We start from the raw sequence: 23234 nt of genomic DNA on the forward strand, positions 1-23234 counted from the left end.
GGCCCAGCATGATCCGCTTCAGCACCGTGTTTGCCGCGCTCTGGAAGCCGCTCCCCAAGGTGGTCTTCTCCACCACGCTGTCGGCGCTGCAGGGGAATGCCCGCGTGGCAACCTGCGACCTGGCGGACGAGATCGAGCGGTTGCGAGCCGCGCCGGGGGACGGCAACATCGCGATCGGCGGCGCGACTCTCGCCGCCGAGGCGGCCCCTGCTGGGTCTGATCGACGAGTACCGGGCCAGGGTCTACCCGGTGCTCCTCGGCGGTGGCATTCCGTTCTTCCCCCAGCGCGAGCGCCAGGTGGATCTCGAACTCGTCGAGACCCGCACCTTCAGCTCGAGAGTCGTCTACCTCCGCTACCGCGTGGCGCGCTAGGTGTACTGATCACAGGCGTTGTTGACAGTGGCCGGGCACGGCGTGCCGTCGCCGTGTTCCGCACCGTGCCCCCCACTCAAATCGAGCGTCATGCGTCCGGAATCCAGCTGCCGTGGAAGCCCAGCGGCACGCGCCCCGGCAGGTGGATCCGGGCGACCGGCTCACCGGTGAAGTCCTGGGCCGCGAGGATCACGAGGTCGGACGCTCCGCGGTCGGGATTGTGGACGTACGCGATCGCGTACCCGTCATCCTCGGCCGCCTTCGGGTCGTTCGGGTCGGACGGCACGAACACCGCCTCGCTCGCCGCCGCGTCCCGTGGCAGCCGGTGGACCTGGCTCGTGCCGCGCAGCAGGTCGTGTTTGATGAGCGCATTGCTGAACGCGCGGTCGGGCGGATTGCCGTCTGCCGTCAGATAGGCCAGCGTCATGTCGGCGGCAGCGGCCGAGTAGCCGTAACGGTGCCGTCGGGACACCAACGTCTCGTTGACGCGCGGGAATTCCTGTGGGCGGTCGTCGAGAGTCTTCGTCCGAACCCGGCCGTGCCGCAGGTCGATCGTCCAGCGGTCGAGCCTGGCGGTGTCCGCCCCGTAGGGTCCGGCCGAGCCGCGTCCGGCGACGTAGAAGGGTGCGTCGAAGTTCGTCATGTCGATGACGATGTCCGAGCCCTCCTCATACGCGTTGAGGGTGTGCGAGTAGTAGACCGGGTCCACCTCGAACCAGCGCCCCGCACCGCCCGCCCGCGGCAGGACGCCGACCCGCGCCGGGTGCTTCCGGTTCCAGATGTACGGCACGATGTCACCGCGCTCGGCGGCAGCCGGGTCGAAGGTGACCGGCATGTCGAGGATCACCACGTGTTTCTCGGTGAGCGCGAAGTCGTGGATCATCGGCGCATCGGCCACCGGGATCTTCGTGGTGCGAGACACCCGCCCCGTCGGATCCACGACGAGGTGGCGGACATGGTCCCAGGTTGGGTAGTAGGCGATGGCGTGCAGCTCACCTGCGTGCACGTCGTACTTCGTGTGCGCGGTGAGCGGGCCCTTGAGGGTGCCCCGGAAGTCGTACGTGCCGACGGTGTTCAGCTCGTCGTCCAGTTCGTACGGCAGCGGTCCGCTTTCCTGCAGCGCGAGGATCCGCCCGCGGTAGGGGATCACATGGGTGTTGTTCGGGAAGTCGTCCGGCGGCACGGGTCCTGGGTAGGGCTCGCCCAGCTTCTTCGCCACCTGGGAGGAGCGCACCCAGCGGTTGCGGTACCACTCGGCGCGGCCCTCGCGCAGCCGGACACCGTGCACCATGCCCTCGCCGAGCATCCAGTGGTGGGCGCGCGGGTCCTCGAGGCCCAGGACGTTGGGTCCGTTGCGCAGGTATCGCCCGTTCAGCTCGCGCGGAATGCGCCCGGTGACCGGCAGGTCGAAGGCCGTCAGTTCCTCGGTGACGGGCTTGAACGCCCCCTCCAGAAACGGAAAGCGCCGCGTTGCCGTCTCCAGGGGTGCCGCAACGGCCGGTTGCGACCCATCTCCGGTGCCGACCAGTCCGCCCGCTGCCGCGATCGCCGCCGCGCCGCGCAGCACGTTCCGTCGTGTATGTTCCGTCATTTCCCTTACCCCTGACCGCAGTTGCCGTGAAGGACAGTTACGAGTCTGCGTTCGGCGGCGGGCCGGGTCAGGAGTGGTGGGCCCCGTCCGGGGGTGTTGCCAAGCCCCCTGTTTCGAGCAGGGTCATCGGGCGCCGGGCCGCCGGACTGGTGGCCTGCGGGGCGGCAGCGGCTCGACTGTCTCGTACATCGCGTCGCCCGTGCCCTTGAGGGCGACGGCGGCGGGCGAGGCGCGCTTGTGCCGGAAGTGCCGAGGTACGACGACAGTGCCGAGGTCCTCGTCCACCAGGTCGAGCAGGTCGTTCACCTCCAGCGCGACCGCGAGCCCGCACCCGCAGCGGCGTCAGCGGGACTGACTGACAGGAAAGACAGTTGGCTCCCACGAGGCGCTGCCCTGGCAGCGTCGCGCAAGGACATGCTTGGCGGGGTGTGGCGCGGCGCACCGTCGGGAGCACGGGCCCGAGGATCGGGTCTACGCCTGCGGGGCGGCCGGGTGCGGTCCTGCCGCAGGCGGCGGATACGGGCCTCGGTGTGCCGGCTACGGTCCGGTGCCCTGTGGGACGGCTGGACATGTCGCCGACGCCTTCGTCCTGGCCCGAGATGTCGAACCGGGCCAAGACGGCGCCACTGGCTTTCAGCAGTATCGGATCACGCGGTTGCCTCCGCGGTCGTATCGGGTGAGGACATGGTCGGCGCGGTCGGCCCTTCGGGCTGGAGGGGTTTCGGCAGGCGGGGCATCCAGAGCAGGCCGATGACCGCCGCGGCCAACGACAGGCCGAACAGGGTGGCGAACATCAGGCGGGGGTGGCCCAGGGCGAAGGCGGGAGTTCCCAGGGCGGCCAGACCCGCGACGGCCCGGGTGAAGGCCATCGTGACACCTTGGGCGGTGGCCCGCAGCAGGGTCGGGAACAGCTCCTGCGACCAGACTTTGTAGACGGACTCCCCGGCGAAGGAGTTGCCGAAGCCGGAGATGAGCATGACGGCGACCAGGGTGGACTTGCTCGGCCCCAGCAGCGCGGGCAGCGCCCAGGCGAGGACGATCAGTCCGGAACCGACCGCGAACCAGATGTGCCGAGCCGGTTTGTCGACCACCCTCATGAAGAGCAGGCCGGCGACGAAGCCGATCGGCAGTCCCATCAAGGTCAGCTGGGAGAACTGTGCGACCTCTCCCTTGGCCAGACCGGTCCACAGGAAGGTGCCGAACTGGCCGAGGGTGTTCGCACCGAGGTTCCAGGTGGCGTAGTACAGGCCTGTGGCGAGGAGGACGTACACGACCGGCGCCCGGAAGAGGTCTCGGATGTGGCCGAACTCGATGGTCTGGGAACCTGCGGTCGCGTGTGTGTCGGCGGCCCGGCGGGCGGCTGCCCATTCGGCCGACTCGCGGAGGGTGAGACGCAACAGCAGCACGACAACCGCCACGACCAGCAGATGGGCGAACAGAATCCGGCCGCCGAGCATGCCCTGAACTCCCATAAAGGAGCTCAGGGCGAGAACGGCCACGATGCCGGCGAGCCAGAGCATGCCGGAGAACACCACCATGGTGCCCTTCTTGCCGTCCGGTGCCTCCTCGTTGGCGAGCGCGAGCGAAACGGGGAGATCCGCGCCGATGGCCAGGCCGGTGACCATGGCACCGGCGTAGAGCAGAGCGGGTCCCGCCGCCGCCAGGAGCAGAAGGATGCCGACCGCGTAGAGGACAAGGGAGAGGGTGAAGATCTTCCGGCGGCCGAACCGGTCGCCCAGCTGGCCGCCGAAGAGCGCCCCGGCCGCGAACGCCAGGGTCTGCATGCCCAGCAGGGACCCGATGGTCCCGGTGCTGAGCTGAAGCGGGGCGGCATAGTAACCGCCGATCGCGATGCCCGACGTCACCAGAGCTCCGGCGTCCAGGTATGAGGCCATGCCGGCCAGGACCGCCGTCTTCCAGGGGCTTCTCGGGGCGTCCTTGATGCCGGACATGGGTCCTCCTTGTCGAGCACCGGGGATGAGGGCGGGAAGCCAGGCGTCCTGGCCGTGCCGAGTTGTCCGGCCCACTGCGAACAGGGGGACGGGCGCGGCGACCAGCGCCTACTCGTTTCACTTACGCGTGCCAGTTAAGTGATCCAGCGGGTAAGCTAACCGCGGCCGTGGGCTTTGACAAGAGGTGCTACTGAGGGCGGCGGTGACCGGGGTGGCCGATGGCAGGCGGGTGACCAGCGCGGATGTGGCGCGGGAGGCCGGGGTCTCCCGCGCGACAGTGAGCTACGTCCTCAACGACTCCCCTCACCAGAAGATCCCCGAGGCCACCCGGCAGCGGGTATGGGATGCGGCCGCCCGGCTCGGCTACGCGCCCTCGGCCGCGGCGCGAGCACTGCGCACGGGGCGCTCCGAGATCGTGCTCGGCCTGCTGCCCGACTGGCCGATCGAGCATGTCCTCGGACGACTCATCCAGCAGCTGACCAACGCCTTCGCCGAAGACGGGCTCACCTTCCTCGTGCACTCCTCGGCCCACCCCGCGCGCCCCCTGCGGGACATCTGGAAAGCCATGACCCCGGCGGCGGTGCTGGCCCTCCAGGAGTTCGACGACCTGGAAGCCGAAGCGATGCGGGCGGCAGGCATCGAGGTGGTCATGGGGATGCACGGGTCGATGCAGGGTGAGCTCCGGCCTTCTCTGGTGTCCGAGCAACCGATCGGCGCACTGCAGGCACGGCACCTCGCCGCACCCCACCGCCGACTCGGCTACGCCTACCCCGACCTGCCGGGACTCGACGTCCTGGCCCAGCCACGACTGGACGGCGTCCACAAGGTCTGCGCCGACCTGGACCTCCCGGAGCCGGATGTCCGGACCGTGCCCCTCGATGCGGCGGGCGCCGCCGAAGTGGTGAAGGCATGGCTCGCCGCCGACCCACCGGTGACGGGAATCTGCGCGTTCAACGACAACGTGGCCCTCGCTGTGCTCGCGGGCTTGAGCCAGCTCGGACTGCGCGCTCCGCAGGACCTGGCCGTGATCGGCGTCGACGACATCCCCAACGCGTCGCTGGCACAGCCACCGCTCACCACGGTCGTCCGCGACACCGACGCCATCGCGCGGGGCCTGGCCCGCCGCGTCGTCGACACGCTCAACGGCAAGCAGATCCCCGCCGAACCCCTCCGGGACGAGCTCATGATCCGTGTCCGGGAATCCGCCTGACGGGTGCGCGGAGGCCTTGGGAAGCCGTTGATCATGTCTCAGTGGTCGAGCATGATCCTCGCCTGCTCGCTCGTCGAGTACATCCCCAAACATGACATGCCGCCATGGCAGCGGCCCAATGACGGCATGATCAAGTTTACGCTCCGCCTCCCTAAGACCTGCACCAACGGCTGACCGACCAGGCAGCCACCGACCAGCGCTCCCCCGGCTCCGAGATGCCGCCCCTGCTTGAGGCCGGCCTCGGCGCCGTCTCTTCCCGAACGCCGAATCGCCCTGGCGGCGACTCGGCTTCTCCTGCACCGCCACGCGGGAGCGGTCATTCACCCCCGCCCCTGAAGGACCAGCCACCCTGCCCGAAAGCAAGGTGGACGGCGGGCAGATCGCCGGATGGCCCGCCGTCCTTCTGGCCGACGGACCGTGACTGCACGGCGAACGACCGGGACCGTCCTGCTGGGCCGAGGTGGCGCGGACTACGCCGCCACAGAATCACGCCGCTGCGGGGCTGCCGGCCGTAGAGCCGTGGGACCCGAGCTGACCCGGCGGGCCGCTGGAGGGCTCGTCGGCTTGTGCTGCGCGCCGGTGCGGATGGGGTGCTCCGGAAAGCCCGTCCCTGTCAGTAGCGCCGACAGCCGGGGCCGGCCGGTTCATCAAGCGGTTGCTTCCGCCTCCATCCGCCGCTGACGGCGCTTGCGTTGCAGGACAGGGTCGGGGACGGGTGCGGCCGCCACGAGTCGCCGGGTGTACTCGTGCTGTGGCCGGTCGCACACGTCGGTGCTGGGCCCCTCTTCGACGATGTGTCCGTGTTGCAGTACCAGCGTGCGGTCCGCGAACTCCTTGACGACGGCGAGGTCGTGGGTGATGAACAGGTACGCACAGCCGAGGGTGTTCTGAAGCTCGGAGAGGAGGTCCAAGGCGGCGGCTTGGGTGGTGACGTCGAGGGCACTGGTCGGCTCGTCGCAGATGATGAGCTTGGGCTTGCGAGCCACCGCCCGGGCGATCGCGATGCGCTGGCGCTGCCCTCCGCTGAACTGGGCCGGGTACCGGTCGGCAGCGTCCTCCGGCAGACCGACGCGACGCAGCAACTCACCTATATGAGCGCGGACTTCGCGACCTGACCGGTTCGAACCGGCGAGCAGGGGCTCGGCCAGCGTGCGGCCCACGGGCAGCGCTGGGTTGAGCGACCCGTAGGGATTCTGGAAGATCGCCTGGAGATCGCAGGACAGCACCCGGCGGGCGCGGCCGGTGAGATGTGTGATGTCCCGCCCGTCGAGCAGTACGCGCCCGCCGCTGACCGGGGTCAGTCCCAGTACCGCTCTGCCGATGGTGGTCTTGCCCGAGCCGGACTCGCCCACGAGGGCGACCGTCTCGCCACGACCGATCTCGAACGACACGTCCTCGATGACCGTGGTCGGCGGCTTGCGGAAGCCGCGGGACGGGTAGCGGACCGCAAGGCCTTCAAGCTGGAGTACGGGCGTACCGGTCACGCGACCCTCCCTTCGGTACGAGCGATGCTGGGTGTGCTTTCGATGAGCTTCTTGGTGTACGGGTGCTGGGGCCGGTAGAAGATGTCCTCGACCGAGCCCTCTTCCACGATCCGGCCCTGCTCCATCACGATCGCGCGGTCGCAGCTGTCGGCCACCACCCCCAGGTCGTGCGTGATCAGGATGATCGCCATGCCGTGCTCGTCGCGCAGCGAGCGCAGCAGGTCCAGGATTCCCGCCTGCACCGTGACGTCCAGTGCCGTGGTGGGTTCGTCGGCGATCAGTACCTTCGGTGACCCGGCCAGGGCCATGGCGATGACGACGCGCTGGAGCATGCCGCCGGACAGTTCGTGCGGGTGTCGGCGCGCGATGTCGTCCGGATCGCGCAGGTGGACGCTGGTCAGCAGCTCGCGGATCCGCTGCTGTACGGCGTCCTTGCCGCCCCGCCCGGCATCGATGCGCCGGATGACTTCGGACAGCTGGGAGCCGATGGTGAAGTACGGGTCGAGCGCCACCATGGGTTCCTGCGATACGAGAGCGATCTCGCCGCCCCGGATACGCTGCAACTCGCGCTCCGGCAGGCCGCTGATGCGGGTGTCGGCCAGCCATGCCGCGCCACTCGTCACAGCCCCGTTGGGCGGGAGGAGCCCGAGCAGGGACAGGCCCGTCACCGTCTTTCCACTGCCGGATTCGCCGACGAGACCGAAGATCTCACCGGGGCGGACCGTGAAGCTGATGGAGTCGACGACGTTGCGTGGCCCATGTGCGGTGGCGAATGCGATCGAGTAGTCGCGCACGGCGAGTACCGCTCCGTCCGGCGGTGTGTCCGACGGCTTGGCGGCGTCCTGAAGGGCCGCTGCGGGCACCGGCCGCGGCAATCGGCCACCGGTGGCCTGCCGCCGGTCCTGTTCGAGGTCGCGCAGCCCATCGCCGACCAGTCCGAAGGACAGCGACATGAGGCCGATCACGCCACCGGAGACGAACAGCAGGTAAGGGTCCTGCTGCATGATCTGCGCGGCCTCACCGACCATGCCGCCCCAGCTCGGGGCGGGCGGCGGAGTGGCCAGTCCGAGGAATCCGAGGCCGGTCTGGATGGCGAGGGCGTTGCCCGAGAAGAGAAAGATCGGGACCAGCAACTGCCCGGTCAGCCGGGGGAGGATGTGCCGTGCCATGATCCGTGCCGGGCCGAGCCCGGACACTCTGGCGGCGTCCACGAACAGTTCCTCGCGCAGCGCGATGCATGAGCTGCGGATGATCCGGGCGAGGCCCGCGGAGGCGAAGAAGCCGAGCGTGAGCATGGCGGCGACGTTGCTCTGGTAGAAGATCGCGAGGACGGCGAGCGTGATGATGACCGCGGGGACCGAGAGCATGACGTCCAGCACGGCGACGATGACCCGGTCGGTCCAGCCGCGCAGGTAGCCGCCCAACACGCCCAGGGACATCCCGAAAACGGCATAGACGAGTACTGCCACCCCCACCCCGATCAGGGTTGGCCGTCCGCCGTAGAGCAGTCGGCTCAGCACGTCGCGGCCGAGGACGTCGGTGCCCAGTGGATGGTCCGCCGTCGGGCCGGACAGCGTGTGGAGCAGGTCCTGCGCCAGCGGCGGATGCGGTGCCAGGAGCGGGGCGAGGATCACGGCGGCGCTGATCCCGGCGACCACGACGAGGGATGCGGCGGCGACGGGACGGCGCCATATCCCGGCGAAGGGGTTGATCCGCGCCCGCGATCGCGCCTTCGGAGGCGCCTCGACAGTGGTCATTCCGTTCGTACCTTCGGGTTGAGGAGGCTGTAGAGGACGTCGACGAGAAGGTTCACCACGATGACCATGACCGTGAAGGTGATGGTGAGGCCCTGCACGACCGGTAGATCGTGCTGGTTGGTCGCGTCCACGACCGTGGTGCCCAGACCGGGCAGGGTGAAGACGTTCTCGATGAGGATCGTGCCGGGGATGAACGTGATCATCATCAGGCCGATCGTGGTCACCACCGGCAGTCCGCAGCCCCGCAGAGCGTGCTTCCAGATGATCGACGAGGACCGGATGCCGGAGGCCCGCAGTGTTCTGATGTGGTCGAGGCTGAGGGTGGACAGCATCGCGTCGCGGGTGACCTTGGAGATGAAGGCGACTCCTCCGATCGAGAGAGAGACCACGGGCAGGACGAGGCCGGCTGCCCATTGCCCCGGCGACTCGGTGAACGGGCTGTACCCGGTGGCAGGGAAGAGCGCGAACTTGACGGCGAACACGGCGACCAGCAGCAGTGCGATCCAGAAGTTGGGCACCGCGCTGCCCAGCAGGGACACGATGTCGAACAGCCGGCGGCTGACCCGGCCGCGTGTCGCGCTGTACACGCCGAGCACGACGCCGGTCAGGCTCGCGAGCGCGGTCCCCCCGATCACCAGCGCCAGGGTGACCGGCAGGCGTTGCCCGATCAGTCCCAGCACGGTTTCACCGGTGAACAGCGAGTCGCCGAGATCACCCTGCAGGACGCCGCGCAGGTAGAGCCAGTACTGCACGACGACCGGCTGGTCGAGATGCATCGCGGCCCGCAGCGCGTCGTACTGTTCCTGTGTCGCGTTGATCCCGAGCACCGTTCGTGCCGGATCTCCCGGCACGAACGACTCAAGAAGGAAGGTGATCGCCGAGACGATCACAAGGAGCGGGATGGACAGCGCCAGCCTGCGGAGAATGATGGAGAGCATCGGTCCTCGCTAGCGAACGGTCCACATGGTGTTCGAGGTCAGCTGGGCGCCGCCCTCCGGGAACTGCACTCCTTGCAGTTTGGTGTTGTACATGGCGACCGTGTCGGTACCGGACACCGGCAGCGCGAGCGCTTTTTGCACGATCACATCGGTGAGAGCCTTCGCCGCGGTCCCGCTGGACTTCGCGTCCGACTTGGCGAGCCGGGCGTACGCGGCATCGACTTCCGGGTCGCTCACGCCGAAGACGTTCATGATGCCCGTCTTGGTGAAGCCCGCCTGCTGTGCGTAGAAGTTGGGCTCGCCGCCCGTGCCGGGTGACAGCACGGTGCCCGCGTACTTCTTCGTGAGCAGGTCGTTGATCCAGGCGCCGAAGTTCGTGGCGGCCCTCAGCTTCAGCTTGACGCCCACCTCGGCGAGCTGGGCCTGCACGGCCTGGACCATCTTCGTCGTCGAGGGGTCGAACGACCCGTAGTTCACCGGGATGGTCAGTCCCTTCCCGTATCCCGCCGCCTTCAGCAGCTTCTTGGCCTTGGCCGGGTCGTAGGGGTACATCTTCTCGGCCGCGGGGCTGTAGCCGTCGTATCCGGGCATCGCCGGCTGGGAGACCGGTGTTCCGAAGTCTCCGTAGACCGCCTTGGTGATCGCGGTGCGATCGATGGCGAAGTTCAGTGCCTGCCGGACACGCTCATCGGCCAGTCCCTTGACGACTGTGCCTTCACGGTCCAGGAGGTGCAGGCCGGCCCAGGTGGTGGGCTTCTTGAGCGTGGTGAGCGACTTGTCGCCCTTGATGGTCGGCGCCACGTCCGGAGTGCCGTACATGAGGTCGATCTGCCCGGACTTCAGGGCCTGCACCTGCGAGTTGACGTTCGGCATCACCCGGACGGTGATCTTCTTGAAGTGGACGGCGGACTTGTCCCAGAAGTTCTTGTTCGGGAGGTAGACGTAGTGGTCGCCGGAGACCGACTGCTGAGGGCTGTACACGTACGGCCCGGCGCCGAAGGTCGCGGAGGCCAGCTTCTTCGGGTTCGTCAGCCCGGCCGGGCTGACGATGGCACCGCCCATGTACGCGGGCGTGAACAGGGTGCCCATGTCGGGGTTCGGTGTCGGGCTGCTGATCGCCACGGTCGAGCTGTCCGGCGTGGAGAAGGTCAGGGGACGGAAGTAGGCGGCGGTGGGTCCGCTGCCCTTCTGGAAGTACTTGAACGAGTCGACGACGTCGGCGGCGGTGATCGGCGTGCCGTCGGCGAACTTCACGCCCTTGCGCAGGTGGAGCTCGAACTTGGTGTTCTTCTGGCCGACATAGCCCCACTTGTCGGCCAGCCCGGCCCCCAGGGTGCCGTCGGCCTTGCGGGTCAGCAGCGTCGCGTAGGCGGGGTCCATGTAGTTCGCGAAAGGTCCGACAGCGATCTGGGCGGGGTCCAGGCTGTTGGGCGCCGAGGACAGGGCGATGGTCAGGTTCGCCGGGCCGGCATTGCCGCCGCTGTTGGTCTCTCCGCCGCCGCAGGCGGCGAGCGCCAGCGACGCCACGACGCCGATCGAGGCCTGGAGGACGGTTCTTCTCTTCATCGAGGGCTCCGTTGGATGGGGAGGGGGAGACGGGGAGGACCGGGGACGCGGCTCGCGACGCAACCACCGAGGTGGATTGCCTGGCGGGCTCTCAATGCACCGGCTGCCGGGAGGATCCGCCGGTGTCGGGACGGCGGCCGGTCGGTGCGTGGGCAAGTAGTTGTCCGCCCCGGTGCCCACATGTACAGGCCGGGAACGCCCTGACTTACACGTTTAAGCCAGTGGGCGGTAAACTAACTGTGTCGCCTGCGTTGCGCAAGAGGTCCGCGAAATGTGGCCGCCGCCCGCACAGCGCGAGGGCGACGAGCGCGGACGCGGGCCGGAAAGCCTTCCGGCAGCGGAGCAGGTCAGGCGGATACCCGAACCTCAACGCTGAGCGGGTCCCGGATGGGATCGGCGGGTGCCTGCTTCCGGTCGAGCGCGTCGACGATGCGTCGGGCCAGGCTCCGCGCGACGGTATCGGTGTCACGGACGATCGTGGTGAGCGGCGGCTGCGCCAGGGCCGCGCCGGGAATGTCGTCGACACCGATCACGGCCAGGTCATGGGGGGCCCGCAGCCCCAGGGACCGCAGGGCGACCAGAACGGCCAGGGCGACTTCGTCGTTGAACGCACAGATGCCCGTCACCGGCGGATCGGCGCCGAGCCACGCCTTCACCGCTTCCACGCCGCCGTCCGGACCAAACGGGATGGTGCGCACATCCGGCTCCCGAAGGCCGAGTTCGGCGCACACCTTGCGCACACCGTCCAGCCGCGGCTGGGCCAGGACGCCGAGTCTGGTCAGGTCCGGGTAGGCGTAGCCGAGCCGGCGGTGCGCCTGGACCATGTATCGGGCCTGCGCCGCTCCGATCGGTTCCTCCGGCACGAGAGGGGGCCGGTGCGGGCCCCGTACCGAGCCGTGCACGGCCATCACGACCTCGACTCCCGCCGCGCGCATGGCGCCGGCCTCAGCCTCGGGGAACTCGTCCAGTGCCAGTACGGCCGCGGGTGTCAGGGCTTTCCAGATCTCCCGCAGGGGCCGGGCGTGGCGGGCCGAGGAGTGGACGAGGAAGGTGAGTTCGTGTTCGGCGAAGGCATTGGTCAGCTGTTGGACGAGTCGTCCGAGGACATGCTCGATGGGCCAGTCCGGCAGCAGCCCGAGCACGATGTGCGAGCGCCCCGTCCGCAGCGAGCGCGCCGCGGCCGACGGCGCGTAACCGAGCCGGGCGGCCGCACCCCACACGCGCTGCCGTGTGACCTCGGGGATCTTCTGTCGCGGGGTGTCATTGAGGACGTAGCTCACTGTCGCACGGGAGACCCCGGCCTCGCGCGCAACATCCGCGCTGGTCACGCGTCTCCGGCCGGATGCCCCGGTCATGGATCCCCTCCCCTGACGGACCTCTTGTCAAAGCCCGCGACTGCGGCTAACTTGCCCGCTCAGAATACCTACACGTTTAAGTGATGCGAGTAAGTGACTCAACGTGGCCCTGGCTCCGGAGCGGGCCCCCGCCCCGTCTGAAACCCAACCGTCGCCGGTGTCCATCGAGGTGCGGCGCAACAGCCGTACGTCGGCCTCCGCACATGCCCCGCACCCGACATGACCCGAAAGGCAGCCGCGTGATCCGCCATCACGACTTTCCACACAACGGCCTGACGCTGCGCTCCACGCTGCACATCCCCGAGGGGCCGACCGGAACCCGCTGGCCGGCCGTGGTGTTCGTCCACGGTTTCACCTCCAACCGGCTCGAACTTCCCAACTTCGTCGCCATGTCCCGGCTGCTGGAGGAGAACGGCATCGCCTCGGTCCGGTTCGACCTCTCGGGCCACGGCGAGAGCGACGGCGACTTCTTCGACGTGACCCTTGCCGGGGAGATGGCCGAAACCCGGGCGGTGCTCCGATCGGCCCGTACCTTCGACTTCGTCGACCCCGAGCGGATCGGACTGGTCGGCATGAGCATGGGAGGTGTGGTCGCCGGCATCGTCGCCGCCGAGGAGCCGGGCATCGGCGCGCTGTGCCTCTGGTCTCCGGCAGCGGTCGCCCCCTTCGAGATCGGCAGGGGCTACCTCAAGGGCCGCAGCCTCGCGGCGGAGATCGAGGAGAAGGGCTACTTCGACGCCGACGGGCACCGGATGGGTCCCGCACTCGTCGAGGACATCGTCGGTCTCGACGTCTACGGGCGGTCCGGCGCGTACGGCGGCCCGGTCCATATCCTGCACGGCGACAAGGACGACATCGCCCCCCTCGACTACGTGCGCCGCTACCTGGAGCACTACGACGGCAACGCGGAACTCGAGATCGTCGAGGGCGCGGACCACGCCTGGGGCACCGTGCCGCACCGCACCATGCTGCACCAGTCCACACTGCGATTCCTCCGGAGGCACCTCAAGTCATGACGACGTCGAGCTTCGAGGCGCTCCGTACGACGGACGCCACCACGACGGTCACCGGGCTGTGCACCGCGGACGACTCCGGTCTCGCGGCCACCCCGTATGCGCAGCCCCGTCTCTCGTGGTCGCTGGTGAGCGACCGGCCGGGGGTCCTGCAGCACGCCTACGAGATCCAGGTCTGCGCCGACCAGTCCTTCGGCGAGGCGGTGTCCAGCGGAGAGGTCGGGTCCCATGTGGTGACGGATCACCCATGGCCTGGCGAGGCACTGCGCAGCCGCGCGGTTCGTCACTGGCGCGTCCGTGTCCGCACCGACCTCGGGTGGACGCCATGGAGCGAACCCGCCCGGGTGGAGGCAGCGCTGCTCGACCCCACGGACTGGACAGCCCGTCCCGTCCATGTCCCCAGTGACCGGGGCCGCACCTCCCCCGGCCCGGTGCCGCTGCTCCGCCGGGAGTTCGACCTCCCGGCGGAGCCGGTATCCGCGCGCCTGTACGTGACCTCGCTGGGCGTCCACCGCACCGCGGTCAACGGCCGGCCCGTCTCCGACGACCTGCTGGAACCGGGCTGGACCAGCTACTCCAACCGGCTGCTCTACGCCACCTACGACGTCACAGGCCTGCTGACCCCCGGCCGCAACGCCGTCTCCGCCGCGGTCGGCGACGGCTGGTACCGAGGCCATCTCACCTGGCACAAGAACCGCAACGTCTACGGCGACACCTCGGCACTGCTCGCCCAGCTCGAAGTCACCCTGGCCGACGGCAGCACGGTCAAGGTGGTGACCGACGACCAGTGGCGGGGCGGTTACGGCGGTCTGCCGGCGGCGGACCTGTACGACGGCTGCGAGCGCGACCTCCGCCACGAGCCGGACGGCTGGCGGATGCCGGGCTTCGACGACCGCGGCTGGGAGCGAGCCGCCACGCTCCCGCTGCCCTCAGGGCTCGCGCAGCGGGCCCACCCCGCCGTACGCGCCCTGCAGACCATCCAGCCGGAGCAACGGACACTGCCCGACGGCACGATCGCCGTCGACGCGGGCGAGAACATCACCGGCTGGCTCCGCCTCCGCGCCAACGGCCCGGCGGGAAGCACCGTCACGATCCGGCATGCGGAAGTCCTCGATGACGACGGCCGCCTGCTGACCAGCATCCTGCGCGGCGCCCGCGCCACCGACCAGTACACCTTGGCCGGTGGCACAGCCGAACTGGAGCCGGAGTTCACCTTCCACGGCTTCCGGTACGCCGAGATCGACACCTCGCCGGGCGTCACGATCGGGCAGACAGAGGTGGTCGTGGTGGCCAGCGATCTGCGCCGCATCGGCGACTTCCACTGCTCCGACGAGCGCGTCAACACCCTGTACGACAACGTCGTCCGCTCCCAGCGCGGCAACTTCCTCGCCGTCCCCACGGACTGCCCGCAGCGCGACGAACGGCTCGGCTGGACCGGCGACATCATGGCCTTCGCCCCGACGGCCTGCGCCACGTTCGACAGCCGCTCCTTCCTCGACAGCTGGCTCACCGACCTCGGCATCGAGCAACGCCCCGACGGCGCGGTCCCACTCGTGATTCCCGACGTGGACCTCGGCGAACTCCCCCCGATGGACCTGCCGTTCGCCGGCACCGCAGCGGGCTGGGGCGACGCCGCCACCGTCGTACCGGCCGCCCTCTTCGACGCCTACGGCTGGCGCAGCCTGCTGGGCCACCACTACGCGGCGATGCGCGCGTGGGTCGACTTCACCGCCGGTCGCCTGGACGAGGACGGGACCTGGAGCGGCAACGCGCAACTCGGTGACTGGCTCGACCCGGCCGCCCCACCGGAGGACCCGGCGCGCGCCACCACCGACTCCGCCTATGTCGCCACCGCCTTCGTCGCGCACAGCGCCCGGCTGCTCGCCGACGCGGCCCGCGAACTGGGCCACACCGACGACGCCGACCGGTACGCGGCCCTGCACCGCCGTACTGCCGAGGCCGCCTGGCGGAAATGGGGCCACCACGCCCGCACCACCCAGACCGGCTGCGCGCTCGCCCTCGAATTCGGCATCACGCCCGCCACCGAACGCCCCGCGGTGGGCGAGGCCCTCGCCGCCCTGGTCCGCGCCAACAGCGGCCGCATTGCCACCGGCTTCCTCGGCACACCCTTCGTGCTGCCAGCCCTCACCAGCACCGGCCACACGGCCGAGGCGTACCAACTCCTGCTCAACACCGAGTGCCCGGGCTGGCTCTACCAGGTCGAGCGCGGCGCCACCACCATGTGGGAGCGGTGGGACGCCATACGTCCCGACGGCACCATCGACACCGAGAAGGCCGGCACGATGCTGTCGTTCAACCACTACGCCTACGGCGCCGTCGCCGCCTGGCTCTACCAGTCCGTCGCCGGACTACGCCCCACCACGCCCGGCTACCACACTCTTGAGGTAGCCCCACGACCAGGGGGCGGGCTCACCTCGGCTGCTGCCTCCGTCACCACCCCGTACGGCACGGCATCCGTTGCCTGGTCCATCAGCGGCACCACTTTGACGGTGGGCGTATCGCTGCCCCCCGGCACGACCGGACGGTTCCGCGCACCCGAGGGCTGGCGTTGTACCACCAATGTCGGCCGACTCGGATCCGGGGACCATCACCTGGTCCTTCACTCCGGCTCATAGCCCCTCAGACCAAGGAACGCGCGCCATGCCGACCAGCCACGACCACAGCGCCGCCCGATCTGAGTCTCGACAACAAGACCGCGCCGCTCTCGGGCCGTGACTTCTGGTCCACCAAGTCCGCTGAACACGCGGGAATCCCCTCGCTCGTACTGAGCGACGGCCCGCATGGTGTCCACCGCCAGCGCCAGGACGCCGACCATCTCGGCCTGTACGACAGCGAGCCGGCGACCAGCTTTCCGCCCGCGGTCGCGCTTACTTCCAGCTGGGACCGAGACCTGGTGTGCCGGGTGGGAGAGGCGCTCGGCCGCGAGGCCCGGGCGCTGGGAGTGGTCCGTATACCGGCCAGAGCAAGGACTGCTCTCTCAGCGCGAAAACGGGTGGTGGCAGCGTTCCGTACCCTGGCGGCATGCGCATGCGCCCCACGCTGAACTGGACCCCTACCGATGACCTGCCGCCGGGCACCACGGACCTGGAACCGGTCGCCGATGCGCTGAGCACCGGCCGTGTGCTCGTGCTCAGCGGGGCGGGCATCTCCACGGAGTCAGGCATCCCCGACTACCGGGGCGAGGGCGGAAGCCTGAGCCGGCACACCCCGATGACCTACCAGGACTTCACGGCCAGCGCCCAGGCCCGGCGCCGGTACTGGGCGCGCAGCCACCTCGGCTGGCGTACCTTCGGCCGCGCCCGCCCCAACGCCGGGCACCGGGCCGTGGTCGCGTTCGCGCGGCACGGCCTGCTCTCGGGTGTGATCACCCAGAACGTCGACGGCCTGCATCAGGCCGCCGGCAGTGAGGGCGTTGTGGAACTCCACGGAAGCCTGGAGCGGGTCGTCTGCCTTTCCTGCGGCGCCTTCAGCCCGCGCCGCGAACTCGCCCGGCGGCTCCAGGAGGCCAACGCGGGCTTCGAGCCGGTGGCCGCCGCAATCAACCCGGACGGCGACGCCGGCCTCACCGACGAACAGGTCGGGGACTTCCGCGTGGTGCCCTGCGCGGTGTGCGGCGGCATCCTCAAACCGGACGTGGTGTTCTTCGGCGAAGCCGTTCCGCCGCCGCGAGTCGAACACTGCCGCCAGTTGGTCCGCGAGGCGGGCTCGCTGCTGGTCCTGGGCTCCTCACTGACGGTGATGTCCGGCCTCCGGTTCGTCCGCCAAGCAGCCCAGACCGGGAAGCCGGTGCTGATCGTCAACCAGGACCCGACCCGGGGCGACCAGCACGCCGTCACCCGGGTCGCACTCCCGCTGGGAACAGCCCTCACCGCCGTGGCCGGCCTGCTGGGCATCCCCGTCGACGACGAGGCGACGGCCCGGGCCAGGGAGTAACGGTGACGGGCGTCACCGGAGTGCATCGCGTCAGCCCTTCTCGCCGTCCCGGCTGATCACGACCTCGCCGGGACGGAAGGCGTCGGTTGGCGCGCGGTCCCTTCTGGCTGATGTCGGCGTAAGGAGCTGAACCTGGCCTGCGCGGCCGTCCGCGGCACCGCCCGCTTCAGAAGAAGCACTCCGAACATCGCACGCCAGCACCTCCCGCATGGCTCCGGCCTGGGCAAGACCCGCTGGGCGGCAGAGCGAGCGCACCTTTACCTGGCTCCACCAATTCAGCCGTCGGTCGACCCCAACACGATCTCCTTCGGGCTCCTTGGTGCCGCCACCATAGCGTTCACCTTCAACCCATTGCAATGAACAGACGGCTGGCATTGCATTAATCGCGAAGACCATTGCAATGATTACATGGCTACCACCTTGAGCTTTGATGATGGCGCGCAATGAACTCGTTGCTAGATCAGTAAATGCAACGTAGCGTTTCCAGCATCAGAAACAACGAATCGAGGAAAGCCCGATGCAGAGCTTGGACACCCCCACCCCGATCTCCGCCATCCTCGACATCCCCGCGGGACGCATCCGGATCATCGCCGCCGACCGGGCCGACACCACAGTCGAGGTCCTGCCCGTAGACACTTCGAACGGCCGCGACGTGAAGGCGGCGGAGCACGCCAAGGTCGAATACAGCGACGGCATCCTGCGGATCCACCCTTCGGGGAAGAACCAGATCCTCGGCACCTCCGGATCCATCGAGGCGACCATCCAGCTGCCCGCCGATTCCCGCACCGAGGCGAAGGTGCAGCGCCGAGTTCCGGGGAGTCGGACGGCTCGGCACAGTCGTGCTGCGCACCGAAGCCGGCGAGATCTCGGTCGGCGCCACCCGCGAAATCTCCCCCTCGCTGGACGCCGGTACCACCTACGGCCGGATCCACAACGCGCTCAAGAACGTGGAAGGCACCGCCGCCGACCTGAACATCCGCGCGACCACCGCCCACGGCGACATCACCGCCCGCAGCTCTGACCCGCAGACCCTGAGGAGCACCCACCATGAAGCCGCCGCTCGCACGGAAGCCCGAGATGGCGACTCCGGCCACCCCTGGCCCTGCCGCCTCCTTCATACGGTTTGTGATCTCCGGAGGCGGCGTCGGAGTCCCCTCCAGCTTCGCGGTACCGCTGTTGGCCATGACCATGCCCTGGGCGGTCTCCAACGCGATCATCACCGTCGCCTCCACCCTGCTGTGCACCGAACTCCACGCCCGCTTCACCTTCACCAAAGGGCGCAGCGCCCGATGGCGAGAGCACTGGCAGTCCGCGGGCTCGGCGACCGCCGCATACCTGGCCACCAGCGTCGCCATCCACCTCCTGCATCTCACACAGCCCTCCCCCGGCACTATGACTGAGCAGGTCGTCTACCTCAGCGCCTCCGGCCTCGCCGGCACAGGCCGCTTCATCATCCTGCGCCTCTACGTCTTCGCCGGCCGCCGCAGCCAGACCACACAACCGCTGATGCAACACGGCACGGTGGCCGTGCCCGACCCGACAGGAATGCGGCAGCCGTCGTGCACGAGTTGGCCCAACGGGTCGCGGCCACAACTGGCGGCGTGAACCCCAACCCCACCAGGCCAACACCCACCCGGTCACCGGTCACCGGTCTCGACAGGCTGGCGTCGTCTGAGGCGGCCGGTGCGGCGCAGAAGCAGATACGGCGCAGGACGTCGAGCCGGCGCTCGTACAGCTTGCCGCGGACTCTGCCCGGCCTGGCGGAGACAGCCGATGGCGTACTCCACGAGCGTGCCGATGCGGCGACTTCAGCTCACCGACCAGGTGTGTCAGCCGCCCCGAGGGCTGTTTGCCCAGCGCACGTCGGGCGTTGCGTTCCACCGTGGTGCGGATGCGTGAAAATCCCCAGGGCTGCTCTTCGCCTCACTTCGTCCGCTTGGCAACTGACTGGGGAGGGGGGGAGCGAGGAGCGCGTGGCCGGGCCGTTTCTGATGGCGTAGCTGCTCGTCGCGGTCATTGCTGGTCGGCGGCTGAGTCGAGGTCGGCAGGGGAAAATCCGGTGCCGATTCCCTGCTCACGTCTCAGTGGACGTTAAGTCCGATCTTCCCTGGTCCATGATCGCTCGATCGTGGTAATGATCGCCGTGCGGGCGTCTGCTGGGCATGTCCATGTCGAGATGCGGGGCGTGGAGAGAGAGCCGTACCTCAGCGACTTATCGGACGCGCAGTGGGCGTTGATCGAGCCGATGATCACTGCCTGGAAGCAGGACCGGGTGAAGCGGTCGGCGACGGGCGATACCGGGTCCTGCGATCTGCGGGAGATCGTGAACGCGATCTTCTACCAGAACCGGACGGGCTCTCTCCAAAGTCCTTGAGAGTGTGAGAGAGCGCGAACGATCAGGCTCCTGACAAGCCAAGGAGCGCGTCGGCGTTGCCATGGGCGATCCGCGCCCGATCGACGGGAGAAACCGGCAAGCTGTTGAGGAACGCCGTGGCCTCGTCATTGGGGCTGTACGGATAATCGACCGAGAAAAGAATGCGATCCGCACCGAAAGCGGTCAGGGCGGCGAGGAACGCGGATTGGTCGAAGAAACCACTGGTCGTGATCCATACCTGATCCAAGATGGTCTGCGATACGTCTCGCTTCAGCCCGATCGCCGTTCCCGGTCCGAACATCGCATCGACGCGCTGGAGCATCATCGGCAGCAGCTCGCCCATATGGCCGATGATCAGCTTCAGATCCGGATTTCGGTCGAGTGCACCCGACACGGCCAGGCGCAGAATGTGAAGCCCCGTTTCCGCATGCCAGCCGAAACCGGCATTGGACAATATGAACGCGGTAAAGTCCGGCAGCCCCTGGAAATAGATGTCGCGCACCACACGTGGCGCGGGTCCGGGATGAATATAGAGGGGGGCGTCGATGGCCTCGGCACGCGACAGGATCGGAGCGAAGCGCGGGTCGTCGAGGAACAGTCCGTCGGTGGTCCCGTTGATCGAGGCGCCGCGGAAGCCCAATCGGGTCACGCACCGTTCCAGTTCGTCCGCGGCCGCCTCGGGATCCTTCATGGGGAGGTGTGCGAACGCCGCGAACCGATCCGGATGCCGTTCGGCGACCTGGGCCAGTCGGTCGTTATAGTCGCGCGCAAGGCTCACACCCTCCTCGCCGGCCAGCATCTCGGCGCCCGGGCCCACGGCCGACAGCACCTGCATGGTAATTCCGGCTTCGTCCATCGAGCCGATGCGTTCCTGCTGTGTATCGTCCAGGGCCCGGTCGAGCGCACTCGCCGCCTCGTCTGCATCAGAGGGCGCCCATCCGGCCGGCACCCATCCGGATGCAGCGACGTCCGCAGCGGAAATCCTCTGCGCCAGATCAGTGAAAAGGACATGTTCCTCTAGAGCAACGATGCGCATGATCTTGTTCTCCGTCCAATTGGAATGTGAGTGCGACACAAGGGGGCGGCGCTCAAGGCGCCAGGCACTGTGTCCGGCTGGCTTCCGCCGCAACGTTCCGCCCCTCCGGGGAGCCGAAGCCAGCCACGGCCGCCGGATCCCGGAAAACCGACATCCGAGCCTTCGGTCCGGAGAAAGTCCGACAGCCGGATCGTCGTCGACGGTGAGGAACACCGGTCCGGGAATGGGGCTCCTCCTGGGCAGCCGTCACAGGGTGGGCTCGTCCATGTAGCACCAGCGCCCGCCCTTGGCAGACGCGAAGGACTGGATCACCGGATGGACGGAGGGACGGTCCCGCTGAAGTGAACCTGGCGTGTTTGCCGTCATGATCAGTCCGAGGGGGCGGTGCCGTCCCGAAGGGTGTGCCGGGTCATGGCGTCAGTAGCGGGCGTTGGGCAGGACACTCGTCGACTGCCTGGTCACCAGGCCGGTGGATCGGGCCCGTACCCAGGGTCAGAGGCAGGCCCGTGCCCTGGTTGGCGTGGGCGATGATCTCCGCGGTGATGGAGATCGCCGTCTCCTCAGGCGTGCGCGCACCGAGGTCGAGACCGATCGGGGAGCGCAGCCGGGCCAGTCGGTCCGGCGCGACGCCCGCCTCGCGCAGGAGACGCAGGCGTTCATCGTGAGTCCGACGGGATCCCATCGCGCCCACGTAGCCGACGGGCAGATCGAGGGCCAGTCGCAGCAGGGGGATGTCGAACTTGGCGTCGTGGGTGAGGACGCAGACGGCGGTACGGCCGTCCACCTCGGCGCGTTCCAGGTAGCGGTGGGGCCAGTCGACCACGACCTCGTCCGCGTGCGGGAAGCGTGCCGCGGTGGCGAAGACGGGGCGGGCGTCGCACACGGTGACCTGGGAATCTCCTGAGGAATCCGGGCCTGCGTGATCAGGGCTGATCGCTGATGGTTCGGTAGGCCGCGACGTACAGGGTGTGGCACAGGTCGATCAGTTCTTCGACGGTGGCGTTCTGGTGGCCGAGCGTCCAGTCCACGAGGAGTTCGTTGACTCCGCCGACCAGGCTCATAGCGGTCATGGTGAGCCGGCTGGAGGAGGCTTCCGGGCCAGGGAGCGGTGCGACGACGGCGGCGACCATTGCGGCGAATTCGTGCAGGACCTCACGGCGGCGCACTTCGAGGCGGGGGCTGGCGCCCACGACCTCGATGAGCACCAGGCGGGCCATGCGGGCGTCGCCGGCCAGTGTGCGGATGAACACCTCGAGGCCGGCGCGCAGTTGGGCGTCGACATCGGGTGCGGCAGCGGCTGCGGCCTGCGCGGTTTCGGCCGTGATCGTAGTGATCAGCTCGTTGTAGACCCCGGCGAGAAGGTCTTCGCGGTCGCGGAACGACTCGTAGAAGTAGCGCTCGGTCAGTCCGGCATGCGAGCACACCTGCTTGACGGAGACCGAGGCGTATCCGGCCGTGCCGAACAGGTCGAGGCCCGCCTGAATGAGGCGGGCGCGGCGCTCCTGCTGTCGTTGCGCCGCATCGCGTCCGCCGTAGCGCCGCCCGGCGGTCTGTGTGCCCGTCATGTTTCCCTCCGCAGAGGTGTTGACACCGGTGTGCTCTGAACTGACACTCTAGCTTGTCAGTTCATCTGACATGGCATCGTGTCAGACGCGCGTGGGGGTCGCTTGCCGCTCAGCGTTCCGCTCATGCCCAGGGCAAGGAAGGGGCTCGACCTTGGCAGCACCGCCCAGGTACCCGTACAGGTTCAGCCGAGGAGACCGTGACAGGCTCCCCCGTACAGAACCGCTGACCGGCCGAGTGGTCGCGGTCACCGGGGCGGGCCGCGGAATCGGGCGTGCCGTCGCAGCCCGGCTCGCCGCGGCCGGAGCCGCCGTGGCGATCGGTGATCTCGACGCGGAGCTTGCCATGGAGACGGCTGGTGCCATCGGCGCGCATCCCGGTGGCCGACTGCTGGGGCTGTCTGTCGACGTCACCGACACACAGTCCTTCGAAGGCTTCCTGCGCACCGTCGAGACCCAGCTCGGGCCGATCGACGTACTGATCAACAACGCCGGAATCATGTGGGTGGGCCCCTTCGAGGAGGAACCGGAGGAAGCCGCCCTGCGCCAGTTCGACGTCAACGTCCACGGCGTACTGCGGGGGATGAAACTCGTGATCCCGGGGATGCGGAAACGCGGTCGCGGCCATGTCGTGAACATCGCCTCCGCCGCCAGCAAGGTCGCCCCGGCCGGCGAGGCTACCTACGCGGCGACGAAGCACGCCGTCCACGGCTACAGCACAGCCGTCCGTGCCGAACTGCGCGGCACCGGCGTGCATGTGTCCCTGGTGATGCCCGGTGTCGTGGACACCGAGCTGGCCGTGGGCACCGCGACCGGCCCCACCCGACGCCTGACGACGGATCAGGTGGCCGACGCGGTGCTCGACGTCGTGCTGCGCCCGCGGTTCGAGGTCTTCGTTCCACGCCAGGTGGCCGCCCTGACCCGGTTGGCCGCGCTGCTGCCGGGCCGGGCCCGCGACGCCCTGCATCACCTCCTTGTCCCCGACCAGCTCGCCGCCCTGTCCGACCGGTCGGTCCGCGCGGCCTACGAGCAGCGCACCCGGACCGCCCGACATCCCGAAGGATGAGCCC

Annotated in this window: 16 protein-coding genes and 5 pseudogenes; 9 read left to right on the top strand and 12 right to left on the bottom strand. The window is 68.9% G+C overall.

The annotated features are described in order from the left end of the window. Positions 1-29 precede the first annotated feature (29 nt). A pseudogene (locus ACTWQR_RS26275) lies at positions 30-372 on the top strand (dihydrofolate reductase family protein); the annotation flags it as partial. A gap of 88 nt (positions 373-460) precedes the next feature. On the opposite strand, the gene ACTWQR_RS26280 reads toward ACTWQR_RS26275, so the two are convergent. The 3 genes and pseudogenes from ACTWQR_RS26280 to ACTWQR_RS26290 all read right to left on the bottom strand — a co-directional run bounded on the left by ACTWQR_RS26280 (position 461) and on the right by ACTWQR_RS26290 (position 3915). After that, positions 461-1963, bottom strand: a complete 1503-nt coding sequence (locus ACTWQR_RS26280) for a carotenoid oxygenase family protein (protein ID WP_443229638.1) — start codon at positions 1961-1963, stop codon at positions 461-463. A 67-nt stretch (positions 1964-2030) separates the two neighbouring features. Next, positions 2031-2296 (bottom strand): annotated as a pseudogene (locus tag ACTWQR_RS26285) (LysR family transcriptional regulator); the annotation flags it as partial. Positions 2297-2610: 314 nt separating this feature from the next. Beyond that, positions 2611-3915 (bottom strand): MFS transporter, encoded by a 1305-nt coding sequence (locus tag ACTWQR_RS26290; protein WP_443229639.1) that lies wholly within the window; start codon positions 3913-3915, stop codon positions 2611-2613. A 211-nt stretch (positions 3916-4126) separates the two neighbouring features. Between ACTWQR_RS26290 and ACTWQR_RS26295 the strand changes: the two genes are divergently transcribed. Next, positions 4127-5125, top strand: coding sequence for a LacI family DNA-binding transcriptional regulator (locus ACTWQR_RS26295; RefSeq protein ID WP_443229640.1), 999 nt, complete (start codon positions 4127-4129; stop codon positions 5123-5125). Between the two features lie 647 nt (positions 5126-5772). On the opposite strand, the gene ACTWQR_RS26300 is transcribed toward ACTWQR_RS26295, so the two are convergent. From ACTWQR_RS26300 to ACTWQR_RS26320, 5 genes are all read right to left on the bottom strand, one after another. Continuing rightward, the gene (locus tag ACTWQR_RS26300; RefSeq protein ID WP_443229641.1) at positions 5773-6609 is read right to left on the bottom strand and encodes an ABC transporter ATP-binding protein; all 837 of its coding nucleotides are present in this window, start codon (positions 6607-6609) and stop codon (positions 5773-5775) included. Beyond that, positions 6606-8366, bottom strand: a complete 1761-nt coding sequence (locus tag ACTWQR_RS26305) for a dipeptide/oligopeptide/nickel ABC transporter permease/ATP-binding protein (RefSeq protein WP_443229642.1) — start codon at positions 8364-8366, stop codon at positions 6606-6608. Before ACTWQR_RS26305 ends, ACTWQR_RS26300 begins: the two co-directional genes overlap by 4 nt. Beyond that, the gene (locus ACTWQR_RS26310; protein WP_443229643.1) at positions 8363-9304 is read right to left on the bottom strand and encodes an ABC transporter permease; all 942 of its coding nucleotides are present in this window, start codon (positions 9302-9304) and stop codon (positions 8363-8365) included. Before ACTWQR_RS26310 ends, ACTWQR_RS26305 begins: the two co-directional genes overlap by 4 nt. A gap of 9 nt (positions 9305-9313) precedes the next feature. Then, positions 9314-10870 carry an ABC transporter substrate-binding protein gene (locus ACTWQR_RS26315; RefSeq protein ID WP_443229644.1) on the bottom strand — a complete coding sequence of 519 codons (1557 nt, stop codon included), beginning with the start codon at positions 10868-10870 and terminating at the stop codon, positions 9314-9316. 347 nt (positions 10871-11217) lie between these two features. Then, the gene (locus tag ACTWQR_RS26320; RefSeq protein ID WP_443229645.1) at positions 11218-12225 is read right to left on the bottom strand and encodes a LacI family DNA-binding transcriptional regulator; all 1008 of its coding nucleotides are present in this window, start codon (positions 12223-12225) and stop codon (positions 11218-11220) included. Positions 12226-12464: 239 nt separating this feature from the next. On the opposite strand from ACTWQR_RS26320, the gene ACTWQR_RS26325 reads away from it, so the two are divergent. The 3 genes from ACTWQR_RS26325 (at position 12465) to ACTWQR_RS26335 (ending at position 17192) form a co-directional block, all read left to right on the top strand. Beyond that, complete coding sequence (locus tag ACTWQR_RS26325; RefSeq protein ID WP_443229646.1) at positions 12465-13241, top strand: alpha/beta hydrolase; 777 nt, start codon at positions 12465-12467, stop codon at positions 13239-13241. Next, complete coding sequence (locus ACTWQR_RS26330; RefSeq protein ID WP_443229647.1) at positions 13238-15874, top strand: family 78 glycoside hydrolase catalytic domain; 2637 nt, start codon at positions 13238-13240, stop codon at positions 15872-15874. Before ACTWQR_RS26325 ends, ACTWQR_RS26330 begins: the two co-directional genes overlap by 4 nt. A gap of 406 nt (positions 15875-16280) precedes the next feature. Then, on the top strand, positions 16281-17192 hold the full coding sequence (locus tag ACTWQR_RS26335) for an NAD-dependent protein deacetylase (RefSeq protein ID WP_443229648.1): 912 nt from the start codon (positions 16281-16283) through the stop codon (positions 17190-17192). 30 nt (positions 17193-17222) lie between these two features. On the opposite strand, the gene ACTWQR_RS26340 is transcribed toward ACTWQR_RS26335, so the two are convergent. After that, positions 17223-17636 (bottom strand): hypothetical protein, encoded by a 414-nt coding sequence (locus tag ACTWQR_RS26340; RefSeq protein WP_443229649.1) that lies wholly within the window; start codon positions 17634-17636, stop codon positions 17223-17225. A gap of 73 nt (positions 17637-17709) precedes the next feature. On the opposite strand from ACTWQR_RS26340, the pseudogene ACTWQR_RS26345 reads away from it, so the two are divergent. From ACTWQR_RS26345 to ACTWQR_RS26355, 3 genes and pseudogenes are all read left to right on the top strand, one after another. Then, positions 17710-18208, top strand: a pseudogene (locus tag ACTWQR_RS26345) (hypothetical protein); the annotation flags it as partial. 31 nt (positions 18209-18239) lie between these two features. After that, positions 18240-18797 carry a GtrA family protein gene (locus ACTWQR_RS26350; protein WP_443229650.1) on the top strand — a complete coding sequence of 186 codons (558 nt, stop codon included), beginning with the start codon at positions 18240-18242 and terminating at the stop codon, positions 18795-18797. 571 nt (positions 18798-19368) lie between these two features. Continuing rightward, positions 19369-19548 (top strand): annotated as a pseudogene (locus tag ACTWQR_RS26355) (transposase); the annotation flags it as partial. Positions 19549-19588: 40 nt separating this feature from the next. On the opposite strand, the gene ACTWQR_RS26360 reads toward ACTWQR_RS26355, so the two are convergent. From ACTWQR_RS26360 to ACTWQR_RS26370, 3 genes and pseudogenes are all read right to left on the bottom strand, one after another. Further along, positions 19589-20602, bottom strand: coding sequence for an amidohydrolase family protein (locus tag ACTWQR_RS26360; protein ID WP_443229651.1), 1014 nt, complete (start codon positions 20600-20602; stop codon positions 19589-19591). A 409-nt stretch (positions 20603-21011) separates the two neighbouring features. Beyond that, positions 21012-21494: pseudogene (locus tag ACTWQR_RS26365) on the bottom strand (XdhC family protein); the annotation flags it as partial. 31 nt (positions 21495-21525) lie between these two features. Next, the gene (locus ACTWQR_RS26370) at positions 21526-22167 is read right to left on the bottom strand and encodes a TetR/AcrR family transcriptional regulator (RefSeq protein WP_443229652.1); all 642 of its coding nucleotides are present in this window, start codon (positions 22165-22167) and stop codon (positions 21526-21528) included. A gap of 151 nt (positions 22168-22318) precedes the next feature. Here ACTWQR_RS26370 and ACTWQR_RS26375 point away from each other — a divergent pair, with 151 nt between their 5' ends. Then, entirely contained in the window at positions 22319-23230 is a 912-nt protein-coding gene (locus tag ACTWQR_RS26375) for an SDR family oxidoreductase (RefSeq protein WP_443229653.1), read from the top strand. The last annotated feature ends 4 nt before the right edge of the window (positions 23231-23234 follow it).

The organism is Streptomyces sp. 2A115, from assembly GCF_052245575.1.
Lineage (GTDB): Bacteria > Actinomycetota > Actinomycetes > Streptomycetales > Streptomycetaceae > Streptomyces.

Excerpts from the sequence above, each read along its gene's own strand:
- ACTWQR_RS26280 (WP_443229638.1), bottom strand. The coding sequence starts at position 1,963 with ATGACGGAACATACACGACGGAACGTGCTGCGCGGCGCGGCGGCGATC.
- ACTWQR_RS26290 (WP_443229639.1), bottom strand. The coding sequence starts at position 3,915 with ATGTCCGGCATCAAGGACGCCCCGAGAAGCCCCTGGAAGACGGCGGTC.
- ACTWQR_RS26305 (WP_443229642.1), bottom strand. The coding sequence starts at position 8,366 with ATGACCACTGTCGAGGCGCCTCCGAAGGCGCGATCGCGGGCGCGGATC.
- ACTWQR_RS26310 (WP_443229643.1), bottom strand. The coding sequence starts at position 9,304 with ATGCTCTCCATCATTCTCCGCAGGCTGGCGCTGTCCATCCCGCTCCTT.
- ACTWQR_RS26315 (WP_443229644.1), bottom strand. The coding sequence starts at position 10,870 with ATGAAGAGAAGAACCGTCCTCCAGGCCTCGATCGGCGTCGTGGCGTCG.
- ACTWQR_RS26320 (WP_443229645.1), bottom strand. The coding sequence starts at position 12,225 with ATGACCGGGGCATCCGGCCGGAGACGCGTGACCAGCGCGGATGTTGCG.
- ACTWQR_RS26330 (WP_443229647.1), top strand. The coding sequence starts at position 13,238 with ATGACGACGTCGAGCTTCGAGGCGCTCCGTACGACGGACGCCACCACG.
- ACTWQR_RS26335 (WP_443229648.1), top strand. The coding sequence starts at position 16,281 with ATGCGCATGCGCCCCACGCTGAACTGGACCCCTACCGATGACCTGCCG.
- ACTWQR_RS26350 (WP_443229650.1), top strand. The coding sequence starts at position 18,240 with ATGAAGCCGCCGCTCGCACGGAAGCCCGAGATGGCGACTCCGGCCACC.
- ACTWQR_RS26360 (WP_443229651.1), bottom strand. The coding sequence starts at position 20,602 with ATGCGCATCGTTGCTCTAGAGGAACATGTCCTTTTCACTGATCTGGCG.
- ACTWQR_RS26370 (WP_443229652.1), bottom strand. The coding sequence starts at position 22,167 with ATGACGGGCACACAGACCGCCGGGCGGCGCTACGGCGGACGCGATGCG.